General features: G+C 65.8%; 18 protein-coding genes. 2 read left to right on the top strand and 16 right to left on the bottom strand.

Annotated elements, in window-relative coordinates:
* Positions 1-45: 45 nt before the first annotated feature.
* The 14 genes from WS75_RS08825 to ndk all read right to left on the bottom strand — a co-directional run bounded on the left by WS75_RS08825 (position 46) and on the right by ndk (position 14,493).
* The gene (locus tag WS75_RS08825) at positions 46-1,194 is read right to left on the bottom strand and encodes an ATP phosphoribosyltransferase regulatory subunit (protein WP_059680129.1); all 1,149 of its coding nucleotides are present in this window, start codon (positions 1,192-1,194) and stop codon (positions 46-48) included.
* A gap of 101 nt (positions 1,195-1,295) precedes the next feature.
* Positions 1,296-1,487, bottom strand: a complete 192-nt coding sequence (locus WS75_RS08820; RefSeq protein ID WP_009687995.1) for a DUF2065 domain-containing protein — start codon at positions 1,485-1,487, stop codon at positions 1,296-1,298.
* A 36-nt stretch (positions 1,488-1,523) separates the two neighbouring features.
* Positions 1,524-2,423, bottom strand: a complete 900-nt coding sequence (gene hflC, locus WS75_RS08815) for a protease modulator HflC (RefSeq protein WP_059680128.1) — start codon at positions 2,421-2,423, stop codon at positions 1,524-1,526.
* 15 nt (positions 2,424-2,438) lie between these two features.
* Positions 2,439-3,806 carry an FtsH protease activity modulator HflK gene (gene hflK / locus WS75_RS08810; RefSeq protein ID WP_059680127.1) on the bottom strand — a complete coding sequence of 456 codons (1,368 nt, stop codon included), beginning with the start codon at positions 3,804-3,806 and terminating at the stop codon, positions 2,439-2,441.
* 47 nt (positions 3,807-3,853) lie between these two features.
* On the bottom strand, positions 3,854-5,029 hold the full coding sequence (gene hflX, locus WS75_RS08805) for a GTPase HflX (protein WP_174908897.1): 1,176 nt from the start codon (positions 5,027-5,029) through the stop codon (positions 3,854-3,856).
* 72 nt (positions 5,030-5,101) lie between these two features.
* Positions 5,102-5,341, bottom strand: a complete 240-nt coding sequence (hfq, locus tag WS75_RS08800; protein ID WP_006399927.1) for an RNA chaperone Hfq — start codon at positions 5,339-5,341, stop codon at positions 5,102-5,104.
* Positions 5,342-5,482: 141 nt separating this feature from the next.
* A complete protein-coding gene (gene der, locus WS75_RS08795; protein ID WP_059680125.1) occupies positions 5,483-6,820 on the bottom strand; it encodes a ribosome biogenesis GTPase Der in 1,338 nt (445 codons plus the stop codon).
* A 246-nt stretch (positions 6,821-7,066) separates the two neighbouring features.
* Entirely contained in the window at positions 7,067-8,212 is a 1,146-nt protein-coding gene (gene bamB / locus WS75_RS08790) for an outer membrane protein assembly factor BamB (protein WP_059680124.1), read from the bottom strand.
* A 40-nt stretch (positions 8,213-8,252) separates the two neighbouring features.
* Positions 8,253-8,882, bottom strand: coding sequence for a tetratricopeptide repeat protein (locus tag WS75_RS08785; RefSeq protein WP_059680123.1), 630 nt, complete (start codon positions 8,880-8,882; stop codon positions 8,253-8,255).
* 55 nt (positions 8,883-8,937) lie between these two features.
* Positions 8,938-10,278, bottom strand: coding sequence for a histidine--tRNA ligase (hisS, locus tag WS75_RS08780; protein WP_044848982.1), 1,341 nt, complete (start codon positions 10,276-10,278; stop codon positions 8,938-8,940).
* Between the two features lie 21 nt (positions 10,279-10,299).
* Positions 10,300-11,604, bottom strand: a complete 1,305-nt coding sequence (ispG, locus tag WS75_RS08775; protein WP_059680142.1) for a flavodoxin-dependent (E)-4-hydroxy-3-methylbut-2-enyl-diphosphate synthase — start codon at positions 11,602-11,604, stop codon at positions 10,300-10,302.
* Between the two features lie 106 nt (positions 11,605-11,710).
* Entirely contained in the window at positions 11,711-12,736 is a 1,026-nt protein-coding gene (locus tag WS75_RS08770; RefSeq protein ID WP_059680122.1) for a helix-turn-helix domain-containing protein, read from the bottom strand.
* Between the two features lie 136 nt (positions 12,737-12,872).
* A complete protein-coding gene (gene rlmN / locus WS75_RS08765) occupies positions 12,873-14,012 on the bottom strand; it encodes a 23S rRNA (adenine(2503)-C(2))-methyltransferase RlmN (protein ID WP_059680121.1) in 1,140 nt (379 codons plus the stop codon).
* Between the two features lie 55 nt (positions 14,013-14,067).
* The gene (gene ndk, locus WS75_RS08760; RefSeq protein ID WP_006478674.1) at positions 14,068-14,493 is read right to left on the bottom strand and encodes a nucleoside-diphosphate kinase; all 426 of its coding nucleotides are present in this window, start codon (positions 14,491-14,493) and stop codon (positions 14,068-14,070) included.
* A gap of 250 nt (positions 14,494-14,743) precedes the next feature.
* Here ndk and WS75_RS08755 point away from each other — a divergent pair, with 250 nt between their 5' ends.
* Entirely contained in the window at positions 14,744-15,442 is a 699-nt protein-coding gene (locus WS75_RS08755) for a Bax inhibitor-1/YccA family protein (RefSeq protein ID WP_006761414.1), read from the top strand.
* A 66-nt stretch (positions 15,443-15,508) separates the two neighbouring features.
* On the opposite strand, the gene rlmD is transcribed toward WS75_RS08755, so the two are convergent.
* Positions 15,509-16,906 carry a 23S rRNA (uracil(1939)-C(5))-methyltransferase RlmD gene (gene rlmD, locus WS75_RS08750; protein ID WP_082729537.1) on the bottom strand — a complete coding sequence of 466 codons (1,398 nt, stop codon included), beginning with the start codon at positions 16,904-16,906 and terminating at the stop codon, positions 15,509-15,511.
* A 207-nt stretch (positions 16,907-17,113) separates the two neighbouring features.
* Between rlmD and WS75_RS08745 the strand changes: the two genes are divergently transcribed.
* A complete protein-coding gene (locus WS75_RS08745; protein WP_059680119.1) occupies positions 17,114-17,968 on the top strand; it encodes an endonuclease/exonuclease/phosphatase family protein in 855 nt (284 codons plus the stop codon).
* A 27-nt stretch (positions 17,969-17,995) separates the two neighbouring features.
* On the opposite strand, the gene WS75_RS08740 is transcribed toward WS75_RS08745, so the two are convergent.
* Positions 17,996-18,772: a 3'-5' exonuclease gene (locus tag WS75_RS08740; protein ID WP_059449876.1), complete on the bottom strand. Its 777-nt coding sequence runs from the start codon at positions 18,770-18,772 to the stop codon at positions 17,996-17,998.
* Position 18,773 lies beyond the last annotated feature (1 nt).

Here is an 18,773-nt window from a genome sequence, read left to right as displayed (position 1 = left end):
CGCTTCAACGATATGCACGCCGAACGACGGCCCGCGAACGCCTGTTTAACGGGGTTCGACCACCCATGCGCCGTTACGCTCGACGAGCGAACGGTCGCAGGCGAACTCGTCGAGCACGTGGTCGTGCCCCGGCAACGCCTGGATCACGACCTCGCCCGCATCGCGCAGCGCCGCAACGGCCGCGCTCAGCGCGTCGTCCTGTGCCCACGGCGCGAGAATTGCAGTGCCGCGCGCCTCGATCGGCGAAATCCGCGCGAGCTCGCGCAGGTCGAGCGAGAAGCCCGTCGCCGGGCGGGCGCGGCCGTAGGCCTGGCCCACGTGGTCGTAACGGCCGCCGCGCGCGATCGCGTTCGGCACGCCGTCGATGTACGCCGTAAACATCGCGCCGCTGTGGTACGCGTAGCCACGCAGGTCGGCGAGATCGATCGCCACCTCGACGCCCTTCGCCTGCGCCGCGAGCTGCGCGAGATCGTCGAGCGCGCGCGTGATCTCGGGCAGCACCGGCAGGCGTGCACGTGCCTCGTCGAGCACGCTCGCGTCGCCGTACAGATGCGGCAGCGCCCGCAGCGCCGCGCGCGTATCGGCGCCGAGATCGTCGGTGAGTTCGTTCAGCAGCGGCACGTCCTTGCCCGACAGCGCGTCGTACAGCGCCTCGCCGCGCTCGGCGGCCTGCGCATCGCGTGCGAGCAGCGCCGCGAGCACGCCCGCGTGACACAGATCCAGACGGATCCGCGACAGCCCCGCGAGGTGCAGCGCGTCGAGCATCAGCTGCTGGATCTCGAGATCGGCTTCCAGCCCGGCATGACCGTAGATTTCGGCGCCGATCTGGATCTGTTCGCGCGTCGCATGCAGGCCGCGCGGACGCGTATGCATCACGTGGCCCGCATAGCAGAGGCGCGTCACGCCCTGGCGGTTCAGCAGGTGCGCGTCGATGCGCGCGACCTGCGGTGTGATGTCCGCGCGCAGGCCGAGCGTGCGGCCCGACAGCTGATCGACCAGCTTGAAGGTGCGCAGGCGCAGGTCGGCGCCGCCGCTCGTCAGCAGCGACTCGAGATATTCGAGCAGCGGCGGCATCACCATTTCGTAGCCGTACGAACGGAAGCGATCGAGCAGCCTGCGGCGCAGCTCCTCGATCTTGCGCGCTTCCGACGGCAGTACGTCGGCGATATTCTCGGGAAGTAACCAGGTCGACATCGGTACGGTCCTACGACAGGAAACAGGGCGCGACACGCGCGCCGCGAGATGAATCGGAAATCGGAAATCGGGCGGAACGAACGGCGGGTGCGCCGTCCGGATCAGGTGGCGAGCAGCAGCAGGACGAGCCCGAGCGCCATCACGATGAGTCCGCCGATCCGGATATGATGCGGCGGCCGCTCCGCTATTCTACGAAACGTGTCGCGCCAGGCGACGGGAAACACGAAGGGGAACGCCCCCTCGATGATCAGCATCAGTGCTACCGCGAGCAACAACGAGCCAGCCAGATCCATGCGAGCGACGGCGCCGCTCGATGCGGCGCCCCAAGGTCAGTGTTTGCGGGGAGCGGGTGCCGCCGGTGCGGCACCGCCCGTCGGGCTGCGCATGAAACGGAAAAACTCGCTGTCGGGGTCGACGACGATGATGTCGTTGCGCTTGAAGGTATTCCGGTAAGCCTGCAGGCTCGCGTAAAACTGATAGAACTGCGGATCACGGCCGAACGCTTCGGCGGCGATCGACGCGGCCTTCGCGTCGCCCTCGCCCTTGATCATCTGCGCGGACTTGTACGCATTCGCGAGCACCGCCTGCTGTTCGCGTTCCGCGTCGGCCTTGATCTGCTCGACGTCGGCGGCGCTATCCGCACGCACCTGCGCGGCCTGGTCGCGCAGCGCGGCGATCATCCGCTGATAGACGGCATCCGTCTGCGCAGCTGGCAAGTCGACACGCGTCAACTGCACGTCGACCACGTCGACGCCCAAGCCCGATGCATTCACACGCACCGCCTCGCGCACCGCATTGGCAATGTCGCGCTGGCCGCCGAGCGCGTCGTCGAGCGCGCGCTTGCCGAACGCGTCGCCGAGTGCGCTCTTCAGCGCGCCGGCCAGACGCTCGTTGGCAGCCGCCGGGTCGCCGCCCGTCGCCGTGAAATACTTCATCGGATCGCTGATCCGGTACTTGACCGCATACGCGACCAGCATATCGTGCTTGTCTTCGGTCGCCAGTTGCAGCGGATCGGACGACTCGAGCGATTGCAGGCGCGTGTCGATCAGCGTCGCCGTCTGCAGCGGCGGCGGCAACTTGAAATGGATGCCGGGGCCCGCGAGTTCGGGTTGCGCGCCGTCGCGGCCCGACAACACGGCAGTGTGGCGCGGGTCGACGGTCAGGACGGTCGACGACGCCGCGAAGGCAGCGATCACGATTGCGACGACGAGCGCAATGATTCGGTTCATGTTCTGCGCTCTCCGTTACTTCGTATCGTCTTCACGCGAGCGGCTGCGGAACGCTTCGCGCGACCGCAGCACGTCGCTGCCCGGTGCAGGCGCCGCCGCGGACGAAACCGCGCTCGCGGGTGCGCTCGACGCAGCGGCGGCCGGGGCCGACGCCGCGGCGGGCTCGGATGCACCGGCCGGCGTTGTGGTATTCGCGGCATTCGCGGCATTCGCGGCGTTTTGTCGCCCCTGCTCGACGAGCTTGTCGAGCGGCAGATACACGACGCTGTTGCCACCCTTGTTGCCGACGAACACTTTCGTCGCGTTCGAATAGATTTCCTGCATCGTCTCGAGGTACATCCGCTCACGGATCACCGCGGGCGCTTTCGAATACTGTGCATAGACCTGCTTGAACCGGTCGGCGTCGCCCTCTGCTTCCGTGACCACGCGATCGGCATACGCCTTCGCTTCATCGGCGAGTTTCGCGGCATCGCCCTGCGCCTTCGGCAGCAGGTCGTTCGCGTAGGCCTGCGCCGCACGCTTCGCGGCCTCGCGATCTTCGCGCGCCTTCGCGACTTCGGCGTATGCGGCCTGTGTCTGCTCGGGCGCCGCGACGTTCTGCATCGTGACGGCCGTGATCTCGAGGCCCGACTGGTAGCGATCGAGATCGCGCTGGATCGCGGCGGACAATTGCTCGCGCAGCGCGTCGCGATCCTGGTTCAGCATGTCGGCCGCGCTGCGCGTGCCGACGATCGCACGCACCGCGGCCTGGGCGGCCTGCGACACACTGCGCTCCGGGTCGACGCTACGGAACAGGTAGTCGGTTGCCGAACGAATGCGGTACTGGACGATGAAACGCACGTCGACGATGTCGGCGTCGCGCGTCAACATCGCCGCTTCCTTCACGTTCGCGAGACGCACGACGTTGTTGCGGCCGATCTCGATCGAACGGACCTGCGCTGTGTCGACGATCTCGTGCGACGCGAACGGATACGGTGCGCGCCAGTGCACGCCCTGGCCGACCGTGCCGGACAGCTTGCCGAACTGCAGCACGACGCCCGTCTGGCCCTCCTGCACGACGAACAGCCCGCTGCCTGCGTAGACCGCGACCAGCACGCCGATCACGATGCCGACGCCGACGCGCGCGGCCCGGCCATTGTCGGGCCGGAAGCCGTTGCCGCCCTTGCCGCCGAACAGGCCGCTCAGACGCCGGTTGAAGTTGCGCCACATCTCGTCGAGATCGGGCGGACCGTCACCGTCGCCACCGGGCGGACGCTTCGATTCGTTCGCACGCGGACGGGATCCGTCGTTGCCCTTGCCTTCACCGCGTCCCCAGCGGGGATCGTTGATTGACAGCAAGGCGCGCATCCGCCGCCAGGTACTCCGCTCGTTGTATTCGTTCACCAGAGTTTGTTCACCAGATTAGACGCCAGCGAACCGGCCGGGACCGGTTAGCGCCCGTGTTCGGAAATCGTGTGGTCTTCGTGCGGTTCAGCGGGTGCGCCGTCGAGCGCGCCGTTGGGTAACGTCGCGCCGGAAAGGTGTTCCGCGGAGGCGATCTCGGCGATGGCGGCACGCAACGCATCAAGACCCTGACCGGTGCGTGCGCTCAAAAAGACGCGCGAAATATTACCATACTCGTCCCGCTCGACCGCGTCGCCGCGGGCCGCCAGCTCGGGCACGGCGTCGATCTTGTTGAACACCAGCACCTGCCGGATCGTGTCCGCACCGATCTCGTGCAGCACGCCGTTCACCTGCTCGATCTGTTCGAGCCGCACCGCGCTCGACGCGTCGACGACGTGCAGCAGCAGATCCGCGTGGATCGTTTCCTCAAGGGTCGCGCGAAATGCGGCAACCAGCTGGTGAGGCAGTTCGCGAATGAACCCCACCGTATCGGACACGACGATCTGGCCTGCCTCGTCGCCGAGGTACACGCGCCGCGACGTCGTATCGAGCGTGGCGAACAGCTGGTCGGCCGCATAGGCCTGCGCTTTCGTCAGCGCATTGAACAGCGTCGACTTGCCCGCGTTCGTATAGCCGACGAGCGACACCGACATCGTGCCGCTGCGCGCGCGCTGGCGCCGCTGCGTGCTGTGCTGCCGGCGCAGCCGGTCGAGCCGCGACTTCAGCATCTTGATGCGCTCGCCGATCAGCCGGCGGTCGGTTTCGAGCTGGGTTTCACCGGGGCCGCGCAGGCCGATACCGCCCTTTTGCCGCTCCAGGTGGGTCCACGCGCGAATCAGGCGGGTCGACAGGTATTGCAACTGCGCGAGCTCGACCTGCAGCTTGCCTTCGTGGCTGCGGGCACGCTGCGCGAAGATATCGAGGATGAGGCTCGTGCGATCGACCACCCGCCGGTTAAGCGCCTGCTCCAGATTGCGTTGCTGGGCCGGTGCCAGTGCGTGGTTGAAGATGACGATTTCGACGTTGTGCGCGTCGCAGGCAAGCCGCAATTCTTCGGCTTTGCCGCTGCCGATGAACATCTTGGCATCGGGACTGGCGCGACGACCCGTGAGGGTGACGGCGGGACGGGCCCCCGCACTGGAGGCGAGAAGACTGAGTTCTTCGAGACTGGCTTCGAAATCGGTCTTGCCGAAGTCGATGCCGACGAGCGCTGCGTTGATCAAATTATCGGGTGTCAAGATAAGGCGGCTGGCATCGGTCGCTCGCGGCGACCGGACGCCGGCCGCTGCGATGGGTTAGGACGAGGCTTCCGCGTCCGGGTGGAAATTCACCGGGCGCGCCGGCACGACCGTCGAGATGGCGTGCTTGTAGACCATCTGGGTCACCGTATTACGGAGCAACACGACGTACTGGTCGAACGATTCAATGTTCCCTTGCAGCTTGATGCCGTTGACGAGATAGATCGAAACGGGAACGTGCTCTTTGCGCAGTGCGTTCAAAAACGGGTCTTGTAACAATTGCCCTTTGTTGCTCATGGCGTACTCCATCTTTTTTTGCAGGTTGATCTGGATTGGCGACGAAGAAAAAGAGATCCGGCGCCAATCGCTACACTATAGCCGATTTTGCATGCCCCGCCCGGGCCTAGGCCATGCGGCCTACCCCTTGCAGGACTTGCTTCAGCCCTTGTCCGCGTACGGGTTCGTCGACGAACGGAACTCTATGCGCAATGGAGTCCCGGTCAGTGAGAAAGTTTCGCGGAACCGGTTTTCGAGGTAACGCTTGTAGGTTTCCGTCACTGCATCGAGCGCGTTGCCGTGGATGACGATCAGCGGCGGATTCTGGCCGCCCTGGTGCGCGTAGCGCAGCTTCGGACGCACCGGACCGCGACGACGCGGCTGCTGGAACTCGACCGCCTCGATCAGCGCGCGCGTGAGCTTCGGCGTCGGCAGTTTCGCCATCGCCGCCGCGTACGCGTCGTCGACCGAGCGCATCAGCGCGCCGATGCCCGTCTTCTTCGCGGCCGAGATGTAGTGCGATTTCGCGAAGTCGAGGAATTTCAGCTTGCGGGTCAAATCCGCTTTCGCACGATCGCGCGCATGGTCGTCGAGGCCGTCCCACTTGTTGACGCCGATCACGAGCGCGCGACCCTGTTCGACGACGAAGCCGGCGATGTGCGCGTCCTGGTCGGAAATGTCCTGCTGCGCATCCAGCAGAAGAATGACGACGTTCGCGTCGGAGATCGACTGCAGCGTCTTCACGACCGAGAATTTCTCGATCGCCTCGAACACCTTGCCGCGACGTCGCAGGCCCGCGGTGTCGATCAACGTATATTTCTTGCTGTTACGCTCGAAGTCGACGTAGATCGAATCGCGCGTCGTGCCCGGCATGTCGAACGCGATCACGCGGTCCTCGCCGATCAGCGCGTTCACGAGCGTCGACTTGCCGACGTTCGGCCGGCCGACGATCGCGATCTTGATGCCGCGCGACGGATCGTCCTCGTCCGCTTCCTCGGGCTGGCCCGCGTATGCGACTTCCAGCGCTTCGTTGATCATGTCGGTCACGCCGTCGCCGTGCGCGGCCGAGATCGCGCGCGGATCGCCGAGCCCGAGCTCGTAGAAGTCCGTCGCGACCGCCGTGTACTTCATCCCCTCGGCCTTGTTGACGACCAGGAAGATCGGCCGGCCGGTCTTGCGCAGGTAGTCGGCGATCGACTTGTCCTGCGGCGCGAGGCCGTTACGGCCGTCGACGATGAACACGACGACGTCGGCTTCCTCGACGGCCTGCCGCGTCTGGCGTGCCATCTCGTGCAGGATGCCGTCCTTCGCGACGGGCTCGAAGCCGCCGGTATCGACGACCAGATACGGCCGTGCGCCGACGCGCCCTTCGCCATAATGGCGATCGCGCGTCAGGCCCGGCAAGTCGGCGACCAGCGCATCGCGCGAACGCGTGAGCCGGTTGAACAGCGTGGATTTCCCCACATTGGGGCGCCCAACGAGGGCAATGACCGGTTTCATCTGTGTTTTCTACGGTGATGCGCAGCAGCGGGAGGCCCGCTGCTGCGGGCGGCTGCGCTGAATGAAAATATCACGAATTCGCGCCGCGCCGGATGCGCGCGCCGGGCGCGCGTTGCGCGCCGTCGTCTTTCGTTTCGAACTGCCTTTCAAATACCGAGCGGCCGGGGACACCGGCCGCCTTCATTTCGCGCAACCGCGCGCGCGGGACGAGCCCGCCGCACCGCGATTGCGCTCGTTGCGTGCGCGTTAGCGCGGACGGAACCCGTACAGGCCGCCGTCCTTCGTCTGCACGACGAGCGTATTGCCGGCCAGGACCGGCGCCGCGGTAATCGCGCTGCCGTCGGTTTTCATCCGGGCGATGAAGCTGCCGTCCTCGCGCGACAGGAAGTGCACGAAGCCCTTGTAGTCGCCCATCACGACCGCATGGCCGAGCAAGTATGGCACGCCGACGTCGCGGCTCTTCAGCTTGTCGTTACGCCAGAGCTGATTGCCGCTCGCCGCGTCGTACGCCGTCACGACCGACCAGTCGTCACCGACGGCAACGACCGAATCGTCCTGCGCCAGACCGCTGCGGCTCGAGAACGCCTTTTCCCACAGCGGACGGCCCGAGTTCGCGTCGAAGCAGCCGAGCTGGCCCTGGAACGTGACTGCGCACGTTTCGGCACCCACGAGCGTCGGCGGACCGCTGACGTCGTTGATACGCTCCACTTCGGTCACGCCTTTCGGGAACGACACGGGCGTCTGCCAGAACGGCTCGCCCGACTGCAGGTTGATCGCGACAAGACCACCGCCGGGGAAGCCCGCCAGCACGGCCGCATCGCCCGCAAACGTCATGCCGGACGACACGCGCAGGTTCAGCGGCACCGCGCGGTTGCGGTAGTTCCACTTCTGTTCGCCCGTCTGCGCGTTGAACGCGATCACCTGGCCGTCGATCGTGCGCACGATCACGAGACCGTTGCCGACCAGCGGCGGCGAGAAGATCTCGCCCTGCACGCTCGTCTTCCACAGCTGCTTGCCGTCGGGGCCCAGCACGAACACGCCGCCCTTCAATGCGCCGACCGCCGTCAGGTTGCCGTCACTGCCGACTCCGGCCGACAGATCCGAGCCGACCTTCGCGCGCCACAGCGTCTGGCCCGTCTTCGCGTCGATCTTCTCGACCGAACCGTTCTCGCCCGCCGCGTAGACGGCGTCGCCGACGGCCACCGGCGAGAACAGGTAGCGCCCGCCCTTGCCGACGCTCGCCTTCCAGACCTGTTGCACGTCCATGACGGGCTTGAACTCGGTGAGCGGCGTCGGCACGCGGCGCGCGTCCTTCGACGACGAGCAGGCCGCCAATGCCAGGACAGCCGCCGCGCAGGCTACGGGCACAGCGTAACGTTTCAGCAAATTCATCGGTTAGCGAAGCAGAGTTAAGAGGTTGAAAGGGCCGGGATCAGCCGCCGAGCGCGTCGAGCTTGAACTGCACGAGCTGACGCGCGGACTGGTCGTCCTGCGACAGGCCGTCGAGCGCAAGCTTGTATGCGGCGCGCGCATCGTCGGTCTTGCCTTGAGCCGCAAGCAGATCGCCGCGGCGATCGGCCACGAGACCCTTGAATGCATCGACCGGCGTGCCGGACAGCAGCGCGAGGCCCGCATCGTACGCCTTCTCGTCGAGCAGCAGCGATGCGAGACGCAGCTTCGCGATCTGCTTGTACTCGTCGTCCTTGGCGTGATCGACGGCCCATTGCAGCTGCGCCTTCGCGGCGGCGGCATCGCCGGCCGCGTACAGCGTCTTCGCCGCCAACAGTGCGGTCATCTGCGCATACGGCGTGCTGCCGAACTTGTCTTCCATGTCGGCCGCCGCGCGGGCCATCGTCGCCTTGTCGTTCCCGGCGGCAGCCTTCTGCACCTGCTCGTACAACCCGGAAGCCTCGGCGGCCTGACGGCGCTGCCAGTAATTCCAGCCGTTGAAACCGGCCGCGACGACCAGCGCCGCGAGCACGATCCACGTGGTGAGGTTGCCCCAGCGGGCCCACCACGCCTTGAGACTTTCAATCGATTCTTGTTCGTCGTGATAACTCATCGGCGAGCGATTCCTTCCTTTTCAGGCTTTTCTTGTCGAGCGAATGCCAGCGCGATCAGTCGTCGCCGTCTTCGGCGGATGCAACCATCGCATTGATTAGGAATTCGGTCAAGCTTTCGACCGGTACGGTCTGCTGAACGTTCTTTTCCCCATCCTCGCCCGCACCGCGCAACGCTTTCACGCCGACCGTGCCGTTCGCGACCTCTTCTTCGCCGAAGATCACCGCGAACGCCGCGCCGCTCGCATCGGCCCGCTTCATCTGCGACTTGAAGCTTGCCGGGCCGCCGTCAGCGCTGCAGTGGAAAATCACGTCGAGGCCCGTGTCGCGCAGACGCTCGGCCGCGATGAACGCCTGTTCGCGCGCCGTCTCGCCCTGGTGCACCACGTACACGTCGACACCTTCCTGCTCGGGCGCGAGATCCTCTTCCTTCAGCAGCTCGAGAATGCGCTCGATACCCATCGCCCAGCCGCATGCGGCGGTCGGCTTGCCGCCGAGCTGCTCGATCAGCGGATCGTAGCGGCCGCCGGCCGCGACCGTGCCCTGCGCGCCGAGCTTGTCGGTCACCCACTCGAACACGGTCAGGTTGTAGTAGTCGAGGCCGCGCACGAGACGCGGATTGATCTTGAACGGGATGTTGTTCGCGAGCAGCAGGCGCTGCAGCCCTTCGAAATGGGCACGCGACTCGTCACCGAGGAAGTCGATCAGCTTCGGCGCGTTCTGTGCGATTTCCTGCAGCGCGGGGTTCTTCGTGTCGAGCACGCGCAGCGGGTTCGTATACAGGCGACGCTTCGCGTCCTCGTCCAGGACATCGGCGAACTGCTCGAGATACTTGATCAGTTCGACGCGGTGCGCGGCACGCTCTTCAGCAAGGCCGAGCGAGTTGATCTCGAGCTTGATGCCGGTCAGGCCGAGGTCGTCCCACAGGCGCTGGCACATCATGATGATCTCGGCATCCGCGTCCGGACCAGCGAAGCCGAGTGCCTCGACGCCGACCTGGTGGAACTGACGATAGCGGCCACGCTGCGGACGCTCGTGACGAAACATCGGGCCGATGTACCACAGGCGCTTCGGGCCGTCGTACAGCATGTTGTGCTCGATCGACGCGCGCACGACGGCCGCGGTGTTCTCCGGGCGCATCGTCAGGTTCTCGCCGTTCAGCGCGTCGGTGAAGCTGTACATCTCCTTCTCGACGATGTCCGTGACTTCGCCGATGCCGCGCGTGAAGAGCTGCGTATGTTCGACGATCGGCGTGCGGATGTTCTGGTAGCCGTACGCGCGCAGCAGCGATTTCACGGTAGCTTCGAAGAACTCCCAGAGGCCGGCATCCTGCGGGAGGATGTCGTTCATGCCCTTGACGCCGGTGAGCTTCTCGATCTTGCGTTTCTGTTCAGTCATCGTTCGTGTGTGTGGACGAATTTAGTTCTGGGCCTCGGTGCGGCCGTAATTGCGTGCGACGTAGTCGCTGACGATCTGCTGGAATTCCTCGGCGATCCGCTCACCGCGCAGCGTCCTGACCTTCTCGCCGTCGATGAAGACGGGTGCGGCCGGGTTTTCGCCCGAACCCGGCAGGCTGATGCCGATGTTCGCGTGCTTCGACTCGCCCGGGCCGTTGACGATGCAGCCCATCACCGCGACGTTCATCTTCTCGACGCCCGGATATTCCTTGCGCCAGACCGGCATCTGCTCACGCAGATAGGTCTGGATCTGCATCGCGAGTTCCTGGAACAGCGTGCTCGTCGTGCGGCCGCAGCCCGGGCACGCGATCACCATCGGCGCGAACGAGCGCAGGCCCATCGTCTGCAGGATTTCCTGGCCGACGATCACTTCGCCCGTGCGCGACGCGCCCGGCTCCGGCGTCAGCGAAATGCGGATCGTGTCGCCGATCCCTTCCTGCAGCAGCACGCCGAGCGCGGCCGTCGAAGCGACGATACCCTTCGAGCCCATGCCCGCTTCGGTCAGACCGAGGTGCAGCGCGAACCCGCAGCGGCGGCCGAGCTCGCGGTACACGGCGATCAGATCCTGCACGCCGCTGACCTTGCACGACAGCACGATGCGGTCACGGCCGAGACCCAGTTCGACCGCGCGCTCGGCCGAGCCGATCGCCGACTGGATCAGCGCTTCGTACATCACGCTCTGCGCATCCCACGGCTGCGCGCGCGCAGCGTTCTCGTCCATCATGCGCGCGAGCAGATCCTGGTCGAGACTGCCCCAGTTCACGCCGATCCGCACCGGCTTGTCGTACTTCGCCGCGGCTTCGATCATCTGCGCGAACTGCGTGTCGCGCTTCGCGCCCTGGCCGACGTTACCCGGGTTGATCCGGTACTTCGACAGCGACTCCGCGCAGCCCGGATAGTCGCGCAGCAGCAGGTGGCCGTTGTAGTGGAAGTCTCCGACGAGCGGGACGGTCACACCCATCCGGTCGAGCTGCTCGCGGATCGCCGGCACGGCCGCCGCGGCCTCCGGCGTATTGACCGTGATGCGCACCAGTTCCGAACCCGCATTCGCGAGTTCCTTGATCTGGATCGCCGTGCCGATCGCGTCGGCCGTGTCGGTATTCGTCATCGACTGCACGCGCACCGGCGCATCGCCGCCGATCGTCACGAGCTGCCCGCCCCAACGAACATCCACCGCATGCGACACGCGACGCGGCTGATGCCCGCCGAACACCGGCTCGGTTGAACAAATCTGACTGCTGCGTGGGGATTGAGCTTCGGATTGCATCGATAGATCCATTTACGCGGAATGCGCCGCAAGCCGGCGCATGAATTGAAAAAGCGCCGTGCCCTCGCGGCCCGTCCAGGACAGGCCTGCGTCACGGCGCTTGACGTCAGGGCAACGTGAACCGCGCCACGTTACCCCGCGCTGCCGAATATTTCGCCGCATCGACGGGTTTACCGTCGAACGCGACCGTATCAAGACCTGCCTTGTTGCCGATCGTGACCTTGAACGGCCCGTCGCCGGCGACCTGCTTCGTCTCGCCGGCCCGCACCAGCGCCGAGAACAGCTCCTTGCCGTTCTTGTCGCGCACGCTGAACCAGCAATCCTGCTTGACCTTCAGTTCGACCATCGACTGGCCTGCCGCCACCACGACGCTCGCGGGCTGCGCCGACACGGCCGCGCTGCTCGCCGCTGCCGACACGACGACCGGTTGCGACGCAGGCACGACGGCCGTCGGGGCCGGAGCAGAAGCAGCCGGAGCAGCCGACGCAACAGCCTGCGGTGCCGCGGCGGATGCTGCAACCTGCGCCGGGACTTCGTTGCTGACTGCCGTCGACGCACCGCCCGCGACCGCCCCTTCGGCGGAAGACGCCGCCGGCGCGCTCGCCGCCGACGCATGTTCGGTGTCGCCGCCGCCCTTGAAGCGCGCGAGCCAGCTCGACGAATCGCCGCCAGTGTGCCACATGAGTACCGCGATCACCGCGACGACAACGATCGCCGTTCCCCACAGCCACGGATGATGGCGCGACGAGCCACCGAGCGGAATCGACACGCGGCCGCGCGGGAGATCCGTCCCCGACGAGGCGGGCATCGACAGATCGACTTCGGGCACGCCGCGCTCGCGGCGCAATGCTTGTGCAAACGGCTCGGGATCGACACCAAGCATTTTCGCGTAGCTGCGCACGACGCCGAGCGCGAACGTCACGCCGGGCAAATGGCTGATGTCGCCTGCCTCAAGCGCACGCAGTTTCTGCGGGGCGACCTTGAGCCGCGCCGACACGTCGTCGACCGTCCAGCCCTTCGCTTCCCGGAGCTCCGCCAGCCGGCGGCCGACAGCCGCCAGCGTTTCAAGCCCTGCCTGCGCCGGCTTCGCGGCATTCATCTCTGCGCCGTTTGTCGGCTGCGGCTCACTCATCCTTGTCCTCGCGTCGATTCTTCTTCACTGGCGGGCGCCGCCGGCTCCCGCAACCGTCCATATCATGCGCGGCGTCGAGGCGCCGCGACCGATCGCTATTCGCGTGTTGTACCGCCAAAAGGTTCGGGCATCCCCGTCAAACCGCCCGAACCTCGATGATTTTTGCTGCTGCGCCCGTTCGCTCCGCCAGGCGCGTGCGGTCCTTCACCGCGCCGGCCAGCTGGCCGCAGGCGGCGTCGATGTCGTCGCCGCGCGTCTTGCGCACGGTCGTGACGACACCCGCGTCGATGAGGACCTGCGCGAAACGTTTGATCTGCTCCGGCTTCGAGCGGATGAGGCCCGATTCCGGAAACGGATTGAACGGGATCAGATTGAACTTGCAGGGCACGTCGCGCGTGACGGCCAGCAGTTCGCGCGCATGCGCTTCGGTGTCGTTGACGCCGTCGAGCATGCAGTATTCGAAAGTAATGAAGTCGCGCGGCGCAACTTTCAGATAACGCTGGCACGCGGCCATCAGCTCGCGAAGCGGATGCTTCTTGTTGAGCGGCACCAGCTCGTCGCGCAGCGCGTCGTTCGGTGCGTGCAGCGAAACGGCGAGCGCGACCGGCAGTTCGGCGCCGAGGCGGTCCATCATCGGCACCACGCCGGACGTCGACAACGTGACGCGGCGGCGCGACAGGCCGTAGGCGTTGTCGTCGAGCATCAGCCGCATCGCGGGCACGACCGCGCTGTAGTTCAGCAGCGGCTCGCCCATGCCCATCATCACCACGTTGGTGACGACCCGTTCGGCCTTGCCGTTCGGACCGGGCGCGCGACCGAGCGACGCACGCAGTGCAAACTCGGCCATCCGGAGCTGGCCGATGATTTCGGCTGTCGCCAGGTTGCGGGAGAAGCCCTGCTTGCCCGTCGAGCAGAAGCGGCAGTTGACCGCACACCCGGCTTGCGACGACACGCACAACGTGCCGCGCGTCTCTTCCGGGATGAAAACGGTTTCGACCGCATTGCCGTTTCCGACGTCGATCAGCCACTTGCGCGTGCCGTCGGTGGAAACGTGATCGCTGACGATATCGGGCATCACGATCGACGCGCGGCCCTTGAGCTTTTCTCTCAGGGACTTCGCGAGGTCGGTCATGCCGTCGAAATCGCCGGCGTTGTACTGATGGATCCAGCGCTGCAACTGCTTGGCGCGGAACGGCTTCTCGCCGAGGCTGCCGCAGTACGCGACAAGACCCTCGGCATCGAAGTCGAGAAGATTGACGGAAGTTTCGCTCGTCATGATGTGCTGCCTTGCCGCGTGCGCTGAATCCTGCCTACTTGCTGTCAGCCAGGGCTTAGCGCGAGTAAACGTTCATTTCCGGGAAGAAGAACGCGATTTCGACCGCAGCCGTTTCCGCTGCGTCCGAGCCGTGCACGGCGTTCGCGTCGATGCTGTCGGCGAAGTCGGCGCGGATCGTGCCCTTTTCCGCCTTCTTCGGATCCGTCGCGCCCATCAGGTCGCGGTTCTTCAGGATCGCGCCTTCACCTTCCAGAACCTGGATCATCACCGGGCCCGAGATCATGAAATCGACGAGGTCCTTGAAGAACGGACGTGCTGCGTGAACTGCGTAGAACTTCTCTGCGTCAGCACGCGACAGGTGCGCCATGCGCGATGCGACGATCTTCAGGCCGGCGCCTTCGAAACGGCTGTAGATCTGGCCGATCACGTTCTTTGCCACCGCATCCGGCTTGATGATCGACAGGGTGCGCTCGATTGCCATAAAAACTCCAAGAAATTAAGAAGTTACAGGTTCAAATGAATCCGCTATTGTAGCACGATCCCGTGTATCATTGCGATTGAACCCTTACACGAGTGAAAGGTTCTGAATCGATATATTTTTGCGCCGCCCTGCCATTGAAACCAAGCGGTGCGGAACGTATCTTAGCCATAGCTGCTCCGGTTTGCTGCGCCGCACACCGCGTGCGCCGAACCGGCCCGGGACGCCCACGCGTTCAATGTTAGGAGAAACCATGAACGACTATCCGTACAATTTCGGCCGCGGCGGCTCCGTCAGCACCGCGGAGGTTCGCAATCGCGTGCTGCGGAACACGTACTGGCTGCTCGCGCTGTCGATGGTGCCGACGGTGCTGGGGGCATGGGTCGGCGTCGCGACGGGCTTCTCGCTGTTCGCGGCCACGAGCCCGATGATGAGCCTGCTGGCGTTCTTCGCGATCGCGTTCGGCTTCATGTTCGCGATCGAACGGACGAAAAACAGCGCGGCCGGCGTGTTCGTGCTGCTCGGCTTCACGTTCTTCATGGGCCTGATGCTGTCGCGCCTGCTGAGCTTCATCCTCGGCTTCTCGAACGGCCCGTCGCTGATCATGCTCGCGTTCGGCGGCACCGGCATCATCTTCGCCGCGATGGCGACGATCGCCACGGTCAGCAAGCGCGACTTCTCGGGGCTCGGCAAGTGGCTGTTCATGGGCGTGATCGTGATCCTGCTTGCCTCGGTCGCGAACATCTTCCTGCAACTGCCGGCGCTGATGCTCACCGTGTCGGTGCTCGCGATCGCGATCTTCTCGGCCTACATGCTGTTCGACGTCCAGCGCGTCGTGAACGGCGGCGAGACGAACTACATCTCGGCGACGCTTGCGATCTACCTCGATCTGTACAACGTGTTCACGAACCTGCTCGCGCTGCTCGGCATCTTCGGCGGCAACCGCAACTGACGTTCGCCACGCACCATGAAAAAACCGGCCCGAGGGCCGGTTTTTTTACGTCCACCGCCCGTCCGCTCAGTCGCGCTCGAACAGCGCGATCGATTCGACGTGCGACGTATTCGGGAACATGTTCACGACCCCGGCACCCTTCAGCCGATAGCCGGCCTCGTGCACGAGCAGGCCCGCGTCGCGCGCGAGCGTCGACGGGTTGCACGACACGTAGACGATCCGCTTCGGCAGCGGGCCTTCGCCGCTCTGCGCGATTTCGGCCAGCGCCTTCGACACCGCGAGCGCGCCTTCGCGCGGCGGGTCGATCAGGAACTTGTCGAACGCGCCGAGCGCACGAAGGTCGTCGCCCGTCACCTCGAACAGGTTCCGGCACGCGAACGTCGTGTGGCCGTCGACACCGTTCTCGCGCGCATTCGCCAGCGCGCGCGTCGTCAGCGTCTCGCTGCCTTCGATGCCCATCACCTCGCGCGACAGTCGCGCGAGCGGCAGCGTGAAATTGCCGATCCCGCAGAAGAGGTCGAGCACGCGATCGTCGCGCGACGGCGCGAGCAGGCGCAGCGCGCGGCCCACCAGCACGCGGTTGATCTGATGGTTGACCTGCGTGAAGTCGGTCGGCTTGAACGGCATGCGGATGCCGAACTCCGGCAGCGTGTAGTCGAGCGGCACGTCCAGCGGATAGAACGGCGTGACCGTGTCGGGGCCCTTCGGCTGAAGCCAGAATTGCACCTTGTGCTCGTCCGCGAACGCGCGCAGCAGCGCTTCGTCATCCACATTGATCGGCTCGAGCACGCGCAGCACCAGCGCCGTGACTTGCGAACCGACCGCGAGCTCGATCTGCGGCATCCGGTCACGGATCGACAGCCCTTCCACCAGCCGACGCAGCGGCACGAGCATCGCCGACACATGCGGCGGCAGCACTTCGCAGCTCGTCATGTCGGCGACATAGCTGCTCTTCTTTTCATGGAATCCGACCAGCACGCCGCCCTTCTTCGCGACGTTGCGCACGGTCAGGCGCGCACGGTAGCGGTAGCCCCACGACGGGCCGTGGATCGGCGCGAACACCGTCTCGGCGCGCAGCTTCGACAGGTGCCACAGGTTGTCCTCGAGCACGCGCTGCTTGATCGCCACCTGCGCACGCATGTCGAGGTGCTGCATCGAGCAGCCGCCGCAGGTGCCGAAGAATTTGCACTTCGGCTGCGTGCGCAGCACGCTTGGGCGCAGAATATCGACAACGGTCGCCTGCTCGTAGCTCGGCTTGCGCCGATAGCTCGAATAGGTCACGCGCTCCCCGGGCAGCGCGCCCTCGACGAAGATGACCTTGCCCGGCGAGCCGTCCTCGGTCGTCGTGCGGCCGACACCGCGCGCTTCCATGTCGAGCGATTCGATCTCGAGAACCGGGGCAGGCCCGGGCGCGACGGGCGCATTTTTCGATTTGCGCGCAGAAGTGGGGACGGCTTCGGACACCAGCTTTTCCTGACAAAACGTTGAAGAAGGCGAGATTGTAGACGACGAAAGCCCGCATCGCCCGCTTTCGTGGCGCAAGCGTCGATATGCGTGCGTCTACCGCGCCGCGTCATGCAGGCACGGTCTGCCGCCGGCCCGCATGCGCGGCGTCGCGCCAGGCCACGGACGGCGCAAGTTCGGCTCGCAGGAGGCCCAGGAGACTCGACCATGCGACTGATCGACTGGAACGTTCAATGGGGTCGGGACGCGGAAGGCGTCGTCGACCTCCCCCGCACCATCGCCGCCGCCCGCGGGCTCGGCGACTTCGACGTGCTGTGTCTACAGGAAGTGACGCGCGGCTTCGGCGCACTGCCCGGCCGGCCGGGCCCCGACCAGTTCGCCGAACTGGCGGCGTTGCTGCCCGGCTATACGATCATCGACGCGATCGGTGTCGACCTGCCGGCACTCGAATCCGGCGCGCCGCGTCGCCAGTTCGGCAATGCGATCGCGACCCGGCTGCCCGTCCGGCGCGTGCTGCGCCACCTGCTGCCATGGCCGGCCGACGCGGGCGCGCCGTCGATGCCGCGTGTCGCGCTCGACGTCGAGCTGGTGACGCCGTCGGGCCTGCTGCGGGTCGTCACGACGCACCTCGAATACTATTCGGCGCGCCAGCGACTCGCGCAGGTCGATGCGTTGCGTGATCGGCACCGAGAGGCCTGCGCCCACGCGGACCGGCCCGCGCCTGCGGAAAATGCGACGGGGCCGTTCATCGCGACCGGCCAGCCGCGCGACGCGATCGTCTGCGGCGATTTCAACAGCGCGTTCGGCAGCGATGCGTACCGGCGCATGCTGGCGCCGATCGCCGACGCGCCGCCGTTCGTCGACGCGTGGATTGCCCGCCACCCGGGCTGCACGCCGCCGCCGACTGCCGGCGTCTACGACACGGTGCAATGGTCGGAAGGGCCGCTCGCATGCGATTTCGTGTTCGTGACCGATACGCTGCTGCCACGCGTCACGCGCTGCGAGATCGACGGCGACCTGCGCGCGTCGGATCACCAGCCGATCGTGCTCGAACTCGATTGATCGCTGCCGCGGCGCGAGCCTCTCGCGTTACACGTCGAAACCGGCCAGGTATTCGGCCCAATGCGACGCGGGCTCCTGCGCCAGCGCGTTCTTCACGAGCAGGATCTCGTCAGCATACTCGCTCGGCGTCAGGCCGCCGCGCATCAGCTGGAACCGGCAATACAGCAGGTAAGTATTGACGACGTCGGTTTCGCAATAGTTGCGGATTTCCTCGATCCGGCCGTCCTGGAACGCGGGCCACACCTGGCTGCCGTCCATCCCGAGCTTGCCCGGAAAGCCGCACAGCTTCGCGAGCGCGTCGAGCGGCGCATTTGCGCGCGCCTGATACATCGCGAGCACGTCCATCAGATCGGTGTGTCGCGAGTGATAGCGCGAGATGTAGTTGTTCCACTTGAAGTCGCGGTCGTCCTCGCCCAGATCCCAGTAGCGCGTCGCGGGGATCCCGTGCACGAGCGCACGATAATGGAGCACCGGCAGATCGAAGCCGCCGCCGTTCCACGACACGAGCTGCGGCGTGTATTTCTCGATCACGCGATAGAACGACTGGACGAGCGTCGCCTCGTTGTCCTGAGGCGTGCCCAGCGAGCGCACGCGAAAACCATTGTTGTCGCGGAACACGCAGGAGATCGCCGCGATGCGCTGCAGGTGATGCGGCAGGAAATCGCTGCCGGTCTTTTCGCGGCGCGCGGCGAACGCATGTTCGGCCACCGCGGCATCGTCGAGCGTCGCGGGAAGGTCTTCCAGACGGCGAATGCCGTCGACATCGGGAATGGTCTCGATGTCAAAAACGAGAATCGGAGTCATC

Origin of the sequence: Burkholderia sp. FL-7-2-10-S1-D7 (assembly GCF_001524185.1) — a bacterium.
GTDB classification, from domain to species: domain Bacteria; phylum Pseudomonadota; class Gammaproteobacteria; order Burkholderiales; family Burkholderiaceae; genus Burkholderia; species Burkholderia diffusa.
The sequence above is the reverse complement of the archived record's forward strand: the minus strand, read 5'-3'. Positions and strand labels throughout refer to the sequence as shown.